This is a genomic window from Enterobacter sp. MALB-1 (genome assembly GCF_041021625.1).
In the GTDB taxonomy this organism is placed as follows: Bacteria; Pseudomonadota; Gammaproteobacteria; order Enterobacterales; family Enterobacteriaceae; genus Enterobacter; species Enterobacter oligotrophicus.
Genome location: NZ_JBDPJL010000001.1, coordinates 3,630,963 through 3,647,216 on the forward strand (window position 1 = coordinate 3,630,963; position 16,254 = coordinate 3,647,216).

General features: G+C 54.4%; 13 protein-coding genes. 7 read left to right on the top strand and 6 right to left on the bottom strand.

What is annotated here, in order from left to right; genetic code table 11:
• The first annotated feature begins 87 nt into the window (after positions 1 to 87).
• Positions 88 to 750 carry a carbonate dehydratase gene (gene can, locus ABGB15_RS17440; RefSeq protein ID WP_003856301.1) on the top strand — a complete coding sequence of 221 codons (663 nt, stop codon included), beginning with the start codon at positions 88 to 90 and terminating at the stop codon, positions 748 to 750.
• A gap of 91 nt (positions 751 to 841) precedes the next feature.
• On the opposite strand, the gene hpt is transcribed toward can, so the two are convergent.
• The gene (gene hpt, locus ABGB15_RS17445; protein ID WP_152083479.1) at positions 842 to 1,378 is read right to left on the bottom strand and encodes a hypoxanthine phosphoribosyltransferase; all 537 of its coding nucleotides are present in this window, start codon (positions 1,376 to 1,378) and stop codon (positions 842 to 844) included.
• Positions 1,379 to 1,584: 206 nt separating this feature from the next.
• Here hpt and ABGB15_RS17450 point away from each other — a divergent pair, with 206 nt between their 5' ends.
• A complete protein-coding gene (locus ABGB15_RS17450; protein WP_215723299.1) occupies positions 1,585 to 3,975 on the top strand; it encodes a glucose/quinate/shikimate family membrane-bound PQQ-dependent dehydrogenase in 2,391 nt (796 codons plus the stop codon).
• Between the two features lie 121 nt (positions 3,976 to 4,096).
• Here ABGB15_RS17450 and cueO read toward each other — a convergent pair whose 3' ends face one another.
• Positions 4,097 to 5,656 (bottom strand): multicopper oxidase CueO, encoded by a 1,560-nt coding sequence (cueO, locus tag ABGB15_RS17455; protein WP_215723300.1) that lies wholly within the window; start codon positions 5,654 to 5,656, stop codon positions 4,097 to 4,099.
• Between the two features lie 145 nt (positions 5,657 to 5,801).
• Here cueO and ABGB15_RS17460 point away from each other — a divergent pair, with 145 nt between their 5' ends.
• The 3 genes from ABGB15_RS17460 to speD all read left to right on the top strand — a co-directional run bounded on the left by ABGB15_RS17460 (position 5,802) and on the right by speD (position 7,918).
• Positions 5,802 to 6,149 carry a YacC family pilotin-like protein gene (locus ABGB15_RS17460; protein WP_025756784.1) on the top strand — a complete coding sequence of 116 codons (348 nt, stop codon included), beginning with the start codon at positions 5,802 to 5,804 and terminating at the stop codon, positions 6,147 to 6,149.
• Between the two features lie 104 nt (positions 6,150 to 6,253).
• On the top strand, positions 6,254 to 7,123 hold the full coding sequence (gene speE / locus ABGB15_RS17465) for a polyamine aminopropyltransferase (protein WP_215723301.1): 870 nt from the start codon (positions 6,254 to 6,256) through the stop codon (positions 7,121 to 7,123).
• Entirely contained in the window at positions 7,124 to 7,918 is a 795-nt protein-coding gene (speD, locus tag ABGB15_RS17470) for an adenosylmethionine decarboxylase (protein WP_152083475.1), read from the top strand.
• Between the two features lie 26 nt (positions 7,919 to 7,944).
• Here speD and yacL read toward each other — a convergent pair whose 3' ends face one another.
• Both yacL and acnB read right to left on the bottom strand, forming a co-directional pair.
• Positions 7,945 to 8,307 carry a protein YacL gene (gene yacL / locus ABGB15_RS17475; RefSeq protein ID WP_047360402.1) on the bottom strand — a complete coding sequence of 121 codons (363 nt, stop codon included), beginning with the start codon at positions 8,305 to 8,307 and terminating at the stop codon, positions 7,945 to 7,947.
• A 207-nt stretch (positions 8,308 to 8,514) separates the two neighbouring features.
• Positions 8,515 to 11,112, bottom strand: a complete 2,598-nt coding sequence (gene acnB, locus ABGB15_RS17480; RefSeq protein ID WP_215723302.1) for a bifunctional aconitate hydratase 2/2-methylisocitrate dehydratase — start codon at positions 11,110 to 11,112, stop codon at positions 8,515 to 8,517.
• A 424-nt stretch (positions 11,113 to 11,536) separates the two neighbouring features.
• On the opposite strand from acnB, the gene ABGB15_RS17485 reads away from it, so the two are divergent.
• On the top strand, positions 11,537 to 13,024 hold the full coding sequence (locus ABGB15_RS17485) for a DUF3300 domain-containing protein (RefSeq protein WP_215723303.1): 1,488 nt from the start codon (positions 11,537 to 11,539) through the stop codon (positions 13,022 to 13,024).
• Between the two features lie 10 nt (positions 13,025 to 13,034).
• Entirely contained in the window at positions 13,035 to 13,826 is a 792-nt protein-coding gene (locus tag ABGB15_RS17490; RefSeq protein ID WP_215723304.1) for a DUF2950 family protein, read from the top strand.
• A gap of 45 nt (positions 13,827 to 13,871) precedes the next feature.
• On the opposite strand, the gene traT is transcribed toward ABGB15_RS17490, so the two are convergent.
• A complete protein-coding gene (gene traT, locus ABGB15_RS17495; RefSeq protein ID WP_152083471.1) occupies positions 13,872 to 14,603 on the bottom strand; it encodes a conjugal transfer complement resistance protein TraT in 732 nt (243 codons plus the stop codon).
• Between the two features lie 197 nt (positions 14,604 to 14,800).
• Positions 14,801 to 16,225 carry a dihydrolipoyl dehydrogenase gene (gene lpdA, locus ABGB15_RS17500; protein WP_152084469.1) on the bottom strand — a complete coding sequence of 475 codons (1,425 nt, stop codon included), beginning with the start codon at positions 16,223 to 16,225 and terminating at the stop codon, positions 14,801 to 14,803.
• Positions 16,226 to 16,254: the final 29 nt, after the last annotated feature.

Below are 16,254 nucleotides of genomic sequence, written 5' to 3' on the forward strand. Positions count from 1 at the left end.
TCTGACACACGTTGTGTGGTTTCATTAAAAGTCGGGTTACCCTATAGTAGCGCAACGCAATTACTCGGTTACAGGTCGTTAACGTCCATGAATGACATAGATACACTCATCAGCAACAATGCACTATGGTCAAAAATGCTGGTGGAAGAAGATCCCGGTTTTTTTGGGAAACTGGCACAAGCGCAGAATCCGCGCTTTCTATGGATTGGATGTTCCGACAGCCGCGTACCGGCAGAACGCCTGACCGGCCTCGAACCGGGTGAACTGTTTGTTCACCGTAACGTTGCCAACCTGGTCATTCATACGGATCTCAACTGCCTTTCTGTTGTTCAGTACGCCGTTGACGTGCTGGAAGTCGAGCACATCATCATTTGCGGTCACTACGGCTGCGGCGGCGTACAGGCGGCGGTCGAAAATACGGAACTGGGGTTAATCGATAACTGGCTGCTGCACATCCGCGATATCTGGTTCAAACATAGCTCACTGTTGGGCGAAATGCCGCAGGAACGTCGTCTCGACACGCTGTGTGAGCTGAACGTGATGGAGCAGGTCTATAACCTGGGACACTCCACGATTATGCAATCCGCGTGGAAACGCGGGCAGAAAGTGTCGATTCACGGCTGGGCATATGGCATTCATGATGGCCTGCTGCGCAACCTGGAAGTCACCGCCACCAACCGTGAAACGCTGGAGCAGCGTTACCGTTCGGGGATTGCTAACCTCAAGCTCAAGCATGTGAACCATAAATAAACAAAGCCGGGTGGCGGCTGCGCCTTACCCGGCCTACATGTGCCCATTCGTAGGCCCGGTAAGCGTAGCGCCACCGGGCAACAAACCACAATTATTCGTCCAGCAACACAACTTTCCCGACATACGGCAGATGGCGATAACGCTGCGCGTAGTCAATGCCGTAGCCCACAACGAATTCGTCCGGGATAGAGAAGCCGACAAACTCCACCGGAACCTGCACTTCACGGCGCTCAGGTTTATCCAGCAGCGTACAAATCGCCAGCGATTTAGGTTCACGCAGGCTCAGGATCTCGCGCACTTTAGAGAGCGTGTTGCCGGAGTCGATGATGTCCTCGACGATCAACACATCTTTGCCACGAATATCTTCATCCAGATCTTTCAGGATTTTCACATCACGGGTTGTGGACATGCCGCTGCCGTAGCTGGAGGCGGTCATAAAATCGACCTCATGTGACACCTGCACTTCACGGCACAGGTCGGCCATGAACATGAAAGAGCCACGCAACAGACCCACCAGCACCATTTCGCTGCCGCTGTCCTTGTAATGTTCGGTGATTTGACGACCCAGTTCGGCGATACGCGCTTTGATCTCGGCTTCCGGGATCATCACTTCAACAGTATGTTTCATATTACTAACCATATGATTTTAATGAAAATCTCTCAATGCGGATGAGTGTTTTTCCGGCATCGATACGCAAGCCAGCCATTATACCAGCAAATGGATAAGCCTGGCGTATGAGTTATAAAAAGCAATATTTGTGATTCCGATCACACTTGTTAATACCTATAATTAATTGCTAGCAAATAATTAACAAAACTGACGAGTACTTTTCTATGGCTGAAACAAAAACTAAGCAGCCGCGTCTACTGGTGACATTAACAGCCGCGTTTGCCGCATTCTGCGCGCTGTATTTGTTAATCGGTGGCGTATGGCTGGTCGCGATTGGCGGCTCCTGGTACTACCCGATTGCGGGTCTGGTTATGGTTGGCGTAACCATCCTGCTGTTACGTAGAAAACAATCCGCACTGTGGCTGTATGCCGCACTCCTCCTTGCCACCATGATCTGGGGCGTCTGGGAAGTTGGTTTCGACTTCTGGGCACTGACGCCGCGCAGTGACATTCTGGTCTTCTTCGGTATCTGGCTGATCCTGCCGTTCGTCTGGCGTCGTCTGATTGTGCCTTCCAGCGGCGCTGTGGCGGGTCTGGTCGTTGCGCTGCTGATCAGCGGCGGCATCCTGACCTGGGCCGGTTTTAACGACCCGCAGGAAATTAACGGTACGCTGAACGCACAATCCACACCTGCTGCGGCTATCTCGCAGGTCGCGGATGGCGACTGGCCTGCCTACGGTCGTAATCAGGAAGGCCAACGCTACTCTCCACTGAAGCAGATCAACGCGGATAACGTTAAAAATCTGAAAGAAGCCTGGGTATTCCGTACCGGCGACCTGAAGATGCCAAACGATCCGGGTGAACTGACCAACGAAGTCACGCCGATTAAAGTGGGCAACATGCTTTACCTGTGTACAGCGCACCAGCGTCTGTTCGCACTTGACGCTGCGACAGGTAAAGAGAAATGGCACTTTGATCCACAGCTGAACTCCAACCCGTCGTTCCAGCACGTGACCTGCCGTGGCGTCTCTTACCACGAAGCGCGTGCCGACAATGCCAGCCCGGAAGTCATTGCTGACTGTCCGCGCCGCATTATGCTGCCGGTAAACGATGGCCGTCTGTTCGCGATTAACGCCGAAACGGGCAAGCTGTGCGAAACCTTCGCCAACAAAGGTATCCTGAACCTGCAGACCAACATGCCGGACACCACGCCGGGTCTGTATGAACCCACCTCACCGCCAATCATCACCGATAAAACCATCGTGATTGCCGGTTCGGTAACGGATAACTTCTCCACCCGTGAAACCTCAGGCGTTATCCGTGGCTTCGACGTGAACACCGGTAAACTGCTGTGGGCCTTCGATCCGGGCGCGAAAGAACCAAACGCGATCCCATCGGACGAACACACCTTTACCTTTAACTCGCCAAACTCCTGGGCTCCTGCTGCCTATGATGCGAAGCTGGACCTGGTCTACCTGCCGATGGGCGTCACCACGCCTGATATCTGGGGCGGTAACCGCACACCAGAGCATGAGCGTTACGCGAGTGCTATCGTGGCGCTGAACGCGACCACCGGTAAACTGGCATGGAGCTACCAGACCGTTCACCACGATCTGTGGGATATGGATATGCCATCCCAGCCGACGCTGGCGGACATTACCGTTAACGGTAAAACCGTACCGGTGATTTACGCTCCGGCGAAAACCGGCAACATCTTCGTGCTGGATCGCAGCAACGGTAAGCTGGTCGTGCCTGCGCCGGAAAAACCGGTTCCGCAGGGTGCAGCGAAAGGCGATTATGTCAGCAAAACGCAGCCCTTCTCTGACCTGAGCTTCCGTCCGAAGAAAGACCTCAGCGGTGCAGACATGTGGGGTGCCACTATGTTTGACCAGCTGGTCTGCCGCGTGATGTTCCATCAACTGCGCTACGAAGGCATCTTCACGCCGCCTTCCGAGCAGGGCACGCTGGTCTTCCCTGGTAACCTGGGGATGTTCGAGTGGGGCGGTATTTCCGTTGATCCGAACCGTCAGGTCGCAATTGCCAACCCAATGGCGCTGCCGTTCGTTTCACGTCTGATCCCGCGTGGTCCAGGCAACCCAATGGAACAGCCGAAAGATGCTAAAGGCAGCGGTACTGAAGCGGGCATTCAGCCACAGTACGGCGTGCCGTATGGCGTGACGCTGAACCCGTTCCTCTCTCCGTTCGGTCTGCCATGTAAACAGCCTGCCTGGGGTTATATCTCCGGTCTGGATCTGAAAACCAACCAGATCGTCTGGAAAAAACGTATTGGTACGCCACAGGACAGCATGCCGTTCCCGATGCCGGTTCCAGTGCCGTTCAATATGGGGATGCCAATGCTGGGAGGCCCAATCTCTACCGCCGGTAACGTGCTGTTCATCGCGGCAACCGCAGATAACTACCTGCGCGCGTACAACATGACCAACGGTGAGAAACTGTGGCAAGGCCGTCTGCCGGCTGGTGGACAGGCAACGCCGATGACCTATGAAGTGAATGGCAAGCAGTACGTTGTCATCTCTGCGGGTGGTCACGGTTCGTTTGGCACGAAGATGGGCGACTATATCGTCGCGTATGCGCTGCCGGATGAAGCAAAATAAATGCAAAACGGCAACGAAAGTTGCCGTTTTTAGTGTTTGTTCCCTCTCCCACAGGGAGAGGGCATCAGGCCGCACCTGCGAAATGTGGGCCGGGTAAGGCGAAGCTGCCACCCGGCTTTTTTTATACGGTGAACCCCAGCATCATCCCCGTATCCTCATGCTCCAGCAGATGGCAGTGCGCCATATAGGCAAATTCTTTCGGTGCCTCGTGGTCAAACTTCACCAGCACCTCGCTGACGCCGCCTTCCACTCTCACCGTATCTTTCCATCCCGCGCGATGCGCGTCCGGCGCTTTACCGTTCTCTGAGACAATGCGGAACTGCGTGCCGTGGATATGGAACGGATGCAGCATCATGTCGCCCTCGCCGGAGATCACCCAGCGTTCAAACTGCCCTTTCGTGGCGGCAAACATCGGCGTGTTCATATCGAAGGCTTTGCCGTTAATCATATTGGCGTTATGGAAATCAAAGCCATGACCGCCATGATTCATGCCGCCCATCTTGCCGTGGTCCATGTTCATATGGCCCATCATCTGCCCGTGGTGCATCCCTGCCATTGCCTGATTGCCGTACTTCGCCATCAGCGCCTGCATGCCCATCATATCAAGCATCGGGTCCATCGAAAGCTGCAGCTTACGTTCTGTTAACCCACCAGGCGCAGGGAGCGAAGGCAGCGTAGTTAACGTATCCGGCAGAGTGCCGGACGCAGCGATCTGCAACGGCTGAATGCGCAGCACCGGGTGCGGCTTATCAAAAGGCGCGACGGCCATGCCCATCTGACTGACCGGCAGGGTCACCAGGTCGAACGCTTTGCCGTCGCTGATATCCACCAGCACCTCAAAGCGTTCTCCCATCAGCATCGGCAGCTCGTTCACCTTCACCGGCTCCGGCAGCAAACCACCGTCGCTCGCCACCACATACAGCGGGCGCTTATCGCTGGCAGCAAAATTGAGCGAGCGGGCGTTACAGCCGTTGAGCAGCCGTAAACGCAGCCAGCCTTTCGGTGCGGCGTGCTGCGGGTAGATCGCACCGTTGGTCAGCAGCGTATCACCAAACCAGCCCACCGCCGCGCTCATCACATCCAGCTGGTAGTCAATCTGCCCGTCTGCGCTGAATTTTTTATCCTGCACAATCACCGGGACATCATCAATGCCCCACTGTTTCGGCAGGCGCAGCAGACGGCTTTCGTCATCTTCAATCAGCACCAGCCCGGCCAGCCCCATCGCCACCTGATGACCCGTCTTGCCATGTTGATGCGGATGGAACCAGCAGGTCGCCGCGCGCTGGTCAGGCGTAAAGGTTACGCTGCGCTTACCACCGGCTTTAATAACGCCCTGCGGCCCGCCATCCACCTCACCAGGCACTTCCAGACCATGCCAGTGCAGCGTGGTCTCTTCTGCCAGCGTATTGTGGATATCAACCGTCACCGTTTTCCCCTTGCGTAGCTGGAGGGCCGGCCCGAGGAGATTACCGTTATAGCCCCACGTCGTGGCGGTATGTTCACCGAAGGTCGTTTTACCGGACTGCACGACAAGCTGGAGACGGCTACTGGCATCTGCGGTGAGTAATTCAGGGATCGGTAATGCTGGCCTGTCAGCCGCAAAAACCGCGCGGCTCCACAGCGGTAGCGCGCTGGCAACACCCAACGCAACGGAATATTTCAAAAAATCACGACGTTGCATGTTCATTTCCTTATTTCCTGCAGGCGATCTTTTGAGCATAAACCCTCCCCTAACCGGAAGGTCAAGCACAGCGGCAATAATAAAGCTCGTCGCCCTGACACCAGGTATGCTAACGTTAATTTTCCGTGATGCAGTGGTAAAAGCAATGAAGACGTTTTTCAGAACAATTTTGTTCAGTAGCCTGATGGCGATGTGTGCAAACAGTTACGCGCTGAGTGAAAACGAAGCAGAAGATATGGCCGATCTGACGGCAGTTTTTGTGTTTCTGAAAAACGATTGCGGTTACCAGAATTTACCCAACGGGCAAATTCGTCGCGCACTGGTCTTTTTTGCCCAGCAGAACCAATGGGATCTCAGCAACTACGACAGCTTCGACATGAAGGCGCTCGGTGAAGACAGCTACCGTGATTTGAGCGGTATTGGCATTCCCACTGCTAAAAAATGCAAAGCGCTGGCACGCGATTCACTCAGCCTGCTCGCCTACGTGAAGTAACCTTCCCGACGCCCCTTGTTGACTCGCTAACCGCTCACAACGGCGGTAATGTGTTGCGCCCCTTCTGCTGGATGTGAGGATGTTAACGAAGGAGAGGACAACCCATGACCGAAAAAACGGTATGGCATGAAACGCTGCATGATCAATTTGGTCAATACTTTGCCGTGGATAACGTGCTTTACCACGAGAAAACCGATCATCAGGATTTGATCATCTTCGAGAACGCTGCCTTTGGCCGCGTGATGGCGCTGGACGGTGTGGTGCAAACCACCGAGCGCGATGAGTTTATCTATCACGAGATGATGACCCACGTCCCGCTGCTGGCCCACGGCCACGCGAAACATGTGCTGATTATCGGCGGCGGCGACGGTGCCATGCTGCGTGAAGTCTCCCGTCATCCATCCCTCGAAACCATCACTATGGTGGAAATCGATGCCGGTGTGGTTTCGTTCTGTCGTCAGTATCTGCCGAACCATAATGCCGGTAGCTATGACGATCCGCGCTTTAAGCTGGTTATCGATGACGGCGTCAATTTTGTTAACCAGACCACGCAAACCTTTGATGTGATTATCTCCGACTGCACCGACCCGATCGGTCCGGGCGCGTCGCTGTTTACCTCCTCATTCTACGAAGGCTGTAAACGTTGCCTGAAACCAGGCGGGATCTTCGTGGCACAAAACGGCGTCTGCTTCCTGCAGCAGGATGAAGCCCTCGACAGCCATCGCAAGCTAAGCACTTACTTTGGTGACGTCAGTTTCTATCAGGCCGCCATTCCGACCTACTACGGCGGGATCATGACCTTCGCCTGGGCGACCGATAACGATGTGTTACGCCATCTCTCAACCGAAATTGTTCAGGCCCGCTTCCACCAGGCCGGTCTTAAATGCCGCTATTACAATCCGGCCATCCATACCGCGGCGTTTGCCTTGCCACAATATCTGCAAGACGCATTGTCCTTAAAGGAGGTGAACTAATTGAAAAAACTCAAACTGCATGGCTTTAACAACCTGACCAAAAGCCTGAGTTTTTGTATTTACGATATCTGCTACGCCAAAACAGCGGAAGAGCGCGATGGTTATATCGCCTATATCGATGAACTCTACAACGCCAACCGTCTGACCGAGATCCTGTCAGAAACCTGCTCGATCATCGGTGCAAATATCCTGAACATCGCCCGTCAGGATTATGAGCCTCAGGGCGCGAGCGTCACCATTCTGGTGAGTGAAGAGCCGGTCGATCCTCAGCTTATCGACAAAACCGAGCATCCCGGCCCGCTGCCGGAAGTAGTCGTCGCACACCTCGATAAAAGCCATATTTGTGTTCACACCTACCCGGAGAGCCACCCGGAGGGCGGGCTGTGTACCTTCCGCGCCGATATCGAAGTATCGACCTGCGGCGTGATTTCACCGTTGAATGCGCTCAATTATTTAATCCACCAGTTGGAATCCGATATCGTGACCATTGATTATCGCGTGCGTGGTTTTACCCGTGATATCAATGGCATGAAGCACTTTATCGACCATGAGATCAACTCCATTCAGAACTTTATGTCTGAGGATATGAAGGCGCTGTACGACATGATGGACGTGAACGTGTATCAGGAGAACATCTTCCATACCAAGATGTTACTTAAGGAATTCGACCTTAAGCACTACATGTTCCATACCAAACCGGAAGAGTTAAGCGAAGAAGAGCGCAAGGCCATCACCGACCTGCTCTGGAAAGAGATGCGCGAAATCTACTACGGCCGCAATATTCCGGCCGTGTAAAAACGCTGGAGCAAGGACGCTCCGGTTTACTTCTGTTTCATAAACTCGCGGTACGCCGCCACTACCTGTAAAAAGTCCTCGACGCCGCACAGCGACAGACTTTCTTCGTCATAGTAGCTCATCCCCTCTTCCATCTCGTCACCCGAGAATTCAAGCTGGTTGGCACGCACCATAACTTCTTCACCATCCATCCATAACGTGTATTCATGCCCGGCTCGTTGCCAGGAACGCTCACTGCCTTTTACCGTATTCGCCGCCTGTTCAACTTCATCGAGAAGCGCGAGATTCTCTTTCACCTCTTCGTTAAACCAGTGCCCAACGGCTTCGTGGCCCATCGACATACGCACCTTCACCACGCCGGTGATGTCGCGCAGAAATTCGTAATCCATAGTGTTTTCCTCTGCAAAGCCATTAGGGTAATTATCGCAGCAGCGAGGAAGAAAAAAAGCGCGGGAGGTGGGAGGAATGAAAATAAAAAACCCACCGACGTTGCGATGGGTTTTGTAGGCCCGGTAAGCGTAGCGCCACCGGGCAATAGGTCAGGTGCGGTCTGGTACCCTCACCCCCAGCCCCTCTCCCACGGGAGAGGGTAGCATTTATACTGCGGTCTGGAAGATCACCCCGTCAGCCTTCTCGGTGTACTGAGAGAGCTGATCGAAGTTCAGATAGCGATAGGTATCTACCGCCGTCTTATCAACCTGCGCCACAAAGGTCTGGTACTCTTCAGGCGTTGGCAGTTTGCCAATCAGCGCCGCAACCGCCGCCAGCTCCGCAGAAGCCAGGTAAACGTTCGCACCAGTACCTAAACGGTTCGGGAAGTTACGGGTCGAGGTGGACACCACCGTCGCACCGTCGGCCACGCGCGCCTGGTTGCCCATACACAGGGAACAGCCAGGGATTTCGATACGCGCACCGCTCTTACCAAACACGCTGTAGTAACCCTCTTCAGTCAGTTGAGCCGCATCCATACGGGTCGGCGGAGCCACCCAAAGACGGGTTGGCAGCTGGCCTTTGTGGGTATCCAGCAGCTTACCGGCAGCACGGAAGTGGCCGATGTTGGTCATGCAGGAACCGATAAACACTTCGTCGATTTTTTCACCCTGCACGGCAGACAGTGGACGCGCATCGTCAGGATCGTTCGGCACACACAGAATTGGCTCTTTAATATCCGCCAGATCGATGTCGATCACTGCCGCATATTCTGCGTCAGCGTCAGCTTCCAGCAGCTGCGGATCGGCCAGCCATTTTTCCATACCCTGGATACGACGCTCCAGCGTGCGACGGTCGCCGTAGCCTTCTGCAATCATCCACTTCAGCAGCACGATGTTAGAGTTCAGGTACTCAATAATCGGCTCTTTGTTCAGCTTGATGGTACAGCCCGCGGCAGAACGCTCCGCAGAGGCATCAGTCAGCTCGAACGCCTGTTCAACTTTCAGATCCGGCAGACCTTCAATTTCCAGGATACGGCCGGAGAAGATGTTTTTCTTACCTTTCTTCTCAACGGTCAGCAGGCCCTGTTTGATGGCATACAGCGGGATCGCGTGAACCAGGTCACGCAGGGTGATACCCGGCTGCATTTTGCCCTTGAAGCGCACCAGCACCGATTCCGGCATATCCAGCGGCATTACGCCGGTCGCCGCGGCAAACGCCACCAGACCAGAGCCCGCCGGGAAGGAGATACCGATAGGGAAACGAGTATGGGAGTCACCACCTGTACCCACGGTATCCGGCAGCAGCATGCGGTTCAGCCAGGAGTGGATGACGCCATCACCCGGACGCAGAGACACGCCGCCACGGTTCATGATGAAGTCTGGCAGCGTGTGGTGCGTGGTTACGTCAACCGGCTTCGGATACGCCGCAGTGTGGCAGAAGGACTGCATCACCAGGTCAGACGAGAAGCCCAGGCACGCCAGGTCTTTCAGTTCGTCACGGGTCATTGGGCCAGTGGTGTCCTGAGAGCCTACGGAGGTCATTTTCGGTTCGCAGTATGCGCCAGGACGGATACCGGCTACGCCGCACGCGCGACCGACCATTTTCTGTGCCAGCGAGTAACCGCGGCTGCTTTCCGCCACATCTTTCGCCTGACGGAACACGTCACTGTGCGGCAGACCCAGCGCTTCACGCGCTTTGGTGGTCAGGCCACGGCCGATGATCAGCGGAATACGGCCACCGGCACGCACTTCGTCGATCAGCACGTCGGTTTTCAACTCGAAGCTGGCCAGCAGTTCGTTAGTTTCGTGGTTGCGTACTTCACCTTTATACGGGTAAACGTCAATCACGTCGCCCATGTTCAGATTGCTCACCTCCACTTCAATTGGCAGCGCGCCCGCATCTTCCATGGTGTTGAAGAAGATTGGCGCAATTTTACCGCCGAGGCACAGGCCACCGCCGCGCTTGTTCGGCACGTGCGGAATGTCGTCGCCCATGAACCACAGCACGGAGTTAGTGGCGGATTTACGGGATGAGCCGGTACCCACAACATCACCTACGTAAGCCAGCGGGAAACCTTTTTGCTGCAGGGCTTCGATCTGTTTGATCGGGCCAACAACACCAGGCTGATCCGGTTCGATCCCTTCACGGGCGTTTTTCAGCATCGCCAGCGCGTGCAGAGGGATATCCGGGCGGGACCACGCGTCCGGTGCCGGAGAGAGGTCATCGGTGTTAGTTTCACCGGTCACTTTGAAAACAGTGACGGTAATTTTTTCAGCCAGGGCAGGACGGTTCAGGAACCATTCGGCATCCGCCCAGGACTGCATCACCTGCTTCGCATAGACGTTGCCTGCTTTGGCTTTTTCTTCCACATCGTAGAAGTTATCGAACATCAGCAGCGTTGAGGAGAGCGCTTTCGCGGCAATCGGTGCCAGCGTGTCGTTATCCAGCGCGTCAATCAGCGGATGAATGTTATAACCACCCTGCATGGTGCCGAGCAGTTCAATGGCTTTTTCAGGAGTAACCAGTGGGGAGGTGGCTTCGCCTTTGGCGATAGCAGCAAGGAATCCGGCTTTTACGTAGGCAGCTTCATCTACGCCAGGCGGTACGCGGTTGATCAACAGATCTAACAGGAATTCTTCTTCGCCCTCAGGCGGGTTCTTCAGCAGCTCGACGAGCGCGGCCATTTGGGTTGCATCTAAAGGTTTGGGTACAATTCCCTCGGCGGCACGTTCTGCTACGTGCTTACGGTATTCTTCTAGCACGACGGTTCTCCTCGCTCTCATTGTCATATGCGGCGGGCGTTCTCTTCACGCTCCTGTGAGACAGCAGGTTGTAGGGTAAATGCCCGATACCGCGTCGGGCAGCATAGCAGGATTTCTGCACAGTGTTAATCTGTTTACAAAAAAGCAACATTAAATAATTTGCTGAATCGTTAAGGATGGTATAGCAGGGGGTGAACTGAATTTCAGACACAAAAAAACCGCCCGGATTGAAGTGAACCCCGAAAGTTGGACATCCAACGACTTTTCGGCCATCCGATATAATTGTGTAATAAATACTCACACTCTTTATCCGGACGTACCGGGTGGTTACCCAATAAAAGTCAAAACTGTAAAACACGGGTGAATATACTCGCGGCTACATAAACGCCTTATGGCACAGCGCTCGTCTCGTCGGAGTCATTTTATGAAGTTGCCCTTTAAGCCACATCTGCTTGTTCTTCTTTGCAGTGTCGGGCTGTTTGCCGCCTCTGGCGTGATGTTTGTCAAAAGCCGCGCAACGGAACCTGCCGCCCCTGCTCCCGTCGCTCAACAGTCTGCCGCGCCAGCCTATACCGCCGCGCAAATCGATCAGTGGGTTGCCCCTGTTGCACTCTACCCGGATGCCCTGCTGTCGCAAATTTTTATGGCATCAACCTACCCGTCCAACGTTATCCAGGCTGCACAGTGGTCAAAAGACAATCCTAAAATGCAGGGCGACGCGGCTATCCAGGCCGTTGCCGGGCAACCGTGGGACCCAAGCGTTAAGTCGCTGGTCGCCTTTCCACAGTTGATGTCACTGATGGGCGAAAACCCGCCGTGGGTGCAAAACCTGGGAGATGCTTTCCTCGCGCAGCCTAAAGATGTGATGGATTCCGTTCAGCGCCTGCGATTACTGGCGCAGCAAACCGGCGCATTGCAATCCACACCACAGCAGACCGTCACCACAGTGACAAAGCCTGCCTCGACAAAAACAACAACGGAATCAACAACCACGCCGACGGTCATTAAGATTGAATCCGCCGATCCGCAGGTGGTTTACGTTCCTGTCTATAACCCAAATACCGTGTATGGAACCTGGCCCAATACGGCTTATCCACCCGTTTATTTACCGCCCTCTCCCGGCGAGCAATTCACCAACAGCCTGGTCAAAGGCTTAGGCTTTAGCCTGGGCGTGGCAACAACGTATGCCATTTTCAGTAATATCGACTGGGATGACGACGATGACTGGGATCACCATCACCACGATGATGACTGGGATCATCACGGCGGGTATAGCCACAACGGCGACAACAACATCAATATCAACGTTGATAACTTCAACAAAATCAGCGGCCAGCATCTGACGAATATCAGCCATAACTGGCAGCACAATCCCGCCTACCGTGAAGGCGTGCCGTACCCAACCAACCAGCTCAACAGCCGTTTCCATTCAACCCATTCAACAACCGGCCTCAGTGCGACGCAGCAAAAACCGATCAACCGCGACAGCCAGCGTCAGGCCGCGCTGACTCAAATGGAGAAATCGACGGGAAAAACGTTTTCTCAGTCGGCGCATACCGGCACCAGAGATGCACAGCGCCAGGCTTCAAACCAGCAACTGAAGCAGATATCTCAGCGCAATAACTACCGTGGCTATGACACCAAACCGCAACCCCTGAAGCGCGCAAGCACGCCGCTGCGTGAAAATCGCCACGCTGAGATGCAAAGTCAGCAGAAACGGATTTCGCAGACGGCGCAGCAGCACACCTGGCCGCATCGTGCCAATGCCCTGAGCGGCAACGACAGCCGTTCAGCCAACTGGCAAGCCCAGCAGCAGCGTGGTGCGCAAAGTCGTCAGCTTTCGGCACGCCAACAACAGCCACGACAAATATCTGCCGGCCGGACTGAACACCATGAATTCCGTCATCGCTAAGGGAACCGACATGAAAAGAAAACTCCTCACTGGCATGGTGCTGTTCATGGTGTCGGCCTCCACGATGGCGCAACAATCCTTCAGCACGCCTGACCAGGCGACCGACGCGCTGGCAAACGCCATTAAAGCGCAAAATGAAAATGCCATGAACACGTTACTCGGGGAACACTGGCGCGATTTTCTGCCGCCAGAAGGCGTCGATCCTGAGGCCGTTGACCGCTTCCTGCGCGACTGGAAAGTCCGGCATAGCACCGTCATTAATGGCGATGTCGCGCATCTGGTTGTCGGCGACGGCAACTGGCAACTGCCGATCCCGGTGATCAAAACCGCCTCCGGCTGGCACTTCGATATGCACGACGCTGCCGAAGAGATCCTGACCCGCGAAATCGGGCGCAACGAACTCGCCGCAATCGAAGCACTGCATGCTTATGTGGATGCGCAGCAAAGCTATTACGCGATGAACCAGAAATACGCGCAAAAAATTATCAGCTCTGAAGGGAAAAAAGACGGACTGTACTGGCCCATTTCACCCGGCGAAGCACCCAGCCCGCTTGGTCCGGCTTTCAGTCCGAAAGAGCCGGGTGCGGGCTATCACGGCTATCGGTTCCGCATTCTGCCGGATGAGAAAGGATTTGCGATGATCGCCTGGCCAGTCAGTTATGGTCAGACAGGGGTGATGAGTTTTGTGATAAATCAGGATGATAAGGTGTACCAGACCAATCTCGGCAGTGAGTCAGCGAAAAAAGCACAGGCGCTGACTGCATACTCTCCGGATAAAACCTGGCAGCCCGTCGCCCCATAGGACAACCCCAGGCCGGGTGAGCACACGCGCCACCCGGCTGTTTTTTTACAGGATATTTGCGACAGATTTCGCCAGTTGAGCTTCGAGAACCGGTTTCGCCTCTTCAAACTTCAGGTTCACTTTATTAGCGTTAGATACCACGCGAGTCTGATACTTCGCGCGATCGCCCTGCTCTGTGCTGGTTTGCAGTTTCACACCAGACGTCCCCTGACGCAGGGCTGCGATGTTGTCAGTGGTCACTTTCGCTTTGCTGCGCTCCGAGATCTGCAGGTCAGTAACCATGGTGTAGTTCACATCTTCTACCATTGCATCTGCCGCCATACCGATCAGGCCTGCCGCCAGCCCCACACCCAGCGCCGCACCGGAGGAGTTGCTGTTATAGGCAGTGATACCCGCACCCAGAGCCGCCCCCACAGCGGCACCTTCATAACCGGTTTTCAGGTAGCCCTGAGCTTCACGCAGGTCCATTTTGTCCGCTTTCAGAACGTTCGCCTGCACCCAGTAGTAAGCGCTATCTGGTGAGCTGGTGACTTTGTAGCCTTTCGCTATCAGGTCGTTCGCCAGCAGAGTCTGCAGATTGCTCATGTCTTTATCAGAAGTGTTTTTAACCTGAATGTAGACTGTTTTTTCATTAGATGGCTCAAGCCAGACGGTTTCGCTCATCTGAGTTTTCACTTCCAGATTGCGTTTCTTTACCGCAGTGGAGACCGCGCCACATCCGGTCAGCGTCAGCGCTGCTGCCACTAAGCCAATCACCGCAACTTTCTTCAAAGACATGTGTTTTCCTTTTTTCGTGTAATAAAAGAGTCCAGAACCCCTAAACCGCGCGGCCAGTAGCCACACAATGGTGAAAAAAGTATCGGCAGATGGAAGAAAATTCTTAGCGGAAATATCAATGAGATGACTACCAGAACAGGTAGTTTTCAGGACAAAAAAAACGCCTCCGGAGAGGCGTTTATCAGGCAGGAAGAAACTTATTTCTTCTTCGCTTTCGCGTTTGGCAGGTCGGTAATGCTACCTTCGAACACTTCTGCCGCCAGGCCCACAGACTCATGCAGAGTTGGGTGAGCGTGGATGGTCAGCGCGATGTCTTCTGCGTCACAGCCCATTTCGATCGCCAGGCCGATTTCACCCAGCAGCTCGCCGCCGTTAGTCCCGACAATCGCACCACCGATGACGCGGTGAGTCTCTTTGTCGAAGATCAGTTTGGTCATACCGTCTGCGCAGTCGGATGCGATAGCACGGCCAGAAGCAGCCCACGGGAAGGTGGCGGTCTCAAAACTGATGCCTTTCTCTTTCGCTTCTTTCTCAGTCAGACCCACCCATGCCACTTCTGGCTCGGTGTAGGCGATAGATGGGATCACTTTCGGATCGAAGTAGTGTTTCATGCCGGCGATAACTTCAGCGGCAACGTGACCTTCGTGAACACCTTTGTGCGCCAGCATAGGCTGACCGACGATATCGCCGATAGCAAAGATGTGCGGCACGTTAGTGCGCAGCTGTTTGTCAACGCGGATGAAGCCACGGTCGTCCACTTCCACGCCCGCTTTACCGGCGTCGAGGTTTTTACCGTTCGGCACACGGCCGATAGCCACCAGCACGGCGTCGTAACGCTGTGGTTCAGATGGGGCTTTTTTGCCTTCCATGGAAACGTAAATACCGTCTTCTTTCGCTTCAACGGCAGTCACTTTGGTTTCCAGCATCAGGTTGAATTTCTTGCTGATGCGTTTGGTGAAGACTTTCACGATGTCTTTATCAGCAGCCGGGATAACCTGGTCGAACATTTCAACCACGTCAATCTCTGAACCCAGCGCATGGTACACAGTACCCATTTCCAGACCGATGATACCGCCACCCATAACCAGCAGGCGTTTTGGAACGGTTTTCAGTTCCAGCGCATCGGTGGAATCCCACACGCGTGGATCTTCATGTGGAATGAATGGCAGTTCGATTGGGCGAGAGCCCGCCGCGATGATCGCGTTGTCGAAGTTGATCACGGTTTTGCCGTTTTCACCTTCCACTTCCAGGGTGTTCGCCCCGGTGAATTTACCCAGACCGTTAACCACTTTCACTTTACGGCCTTTGGCCATGCCAGCCAGACCACCGGTCAGTTGAGTGATAACTTTCTCTTTCCAGGTACGAATTTTGTCGATATCGGTTTTCGGCTCGCCGAAGACGATACCGTGTTCAGCCAGCGCTTTGGCTTCTTCGATAACTTTTGCTACGTGCAGCAGCGCTTTAGAAGGGATACAGCCGACGTTCAGACAAACACCACCGAGGGTGTTGTAACGTTCTACGATGACGGTTTCCAGACCTAAATCCGCGCAGCGGAATGCTGCGGAGTAACCTGCCGGGCCTGCCCCAAGTACTACGACCTGAGTTTTGATTTCTGTGCTCATCATGACCTCTTAATGTATACCCGTCGTCC

Excerpts from the sequence above, each read along its gene's own strand:
- yacL (WP_047360402.1), bottom strand. The coding sequence starts at position 8,307 with ATGGATTACGAATTTCTGCGCGACATCACCGGCGTGGTGAAGGTGCGT.
- hpt (WP_152083479.1), bottom strand. The coding sequence starts at position 1,378 with ATGAAACATACTGTTGAAGTGATGATCCCGGAAGCCGAGATCAAAGCG.
- ABGB15_RS17450 (WP_215723299.1), top strand. The coding sequence starts at position 1,585 with ATGGCTGAAACAAAAACTAAGCAGCCGCGTCTACTGGTGACATTAACA.
- ABGB15_RS17460 (WP_025756784.1), top strand. The coding sequence starts at position 5,802 with ATGAAGACGTTTTTCAGAACAATTTTGTTCAGTAGCCTGATGGCGATG.
- can (WP_003856301.1), top strand. The coding sequence starts at position 88 with ATGAATGACATAGATACACTCATCAGCAACAATGCACTATGGTCAAAA.
- traT (WP_152083471.1), bottom strand. The coding sequence starts at position 14,603 with ATGTCTTTGAAGAAAGTTGCGGTGATTGGCTTAGTGGCAGCAGCGCTG.
- cueO (WP_215723300.1), bottom strand. The coding sequence starts at position 5,656 with ATGCAACGTCGTGATTTTTTGAAATATTCCGTTGCGTTGGGTGTTGCC.
- ABGB15_RS17485 (WP_215723303.1), top strand. The coding sequence starts at position 11,537 with ATGAAGTTGCCCTTTAAGCCACATCTGCTTGTTCTTCTTTGCAGTGTC.
- speE (WP_215723301.1), top strand. The coding sequence starts at position 6,254 with ATGACCGAAAAAACGGTATGGCATGAAACGCTGCATGATCAATTTGGT.
- ABGB15_RS17490 (WP_215723304.1), top strand. The coding sequence starts at position 13,035 with ATGAAAAGAAAACTCCTCACTGGCATGGTGCTGTTCATGGTGTCGGCC.
- lpdA (WP_152084469.1), bottom strand. The coding sequence starts at position 16,225 with ATGAGCACAGAAATCAAAACTCAGGTCGTAGTACTTGGGGCAGGCCCG.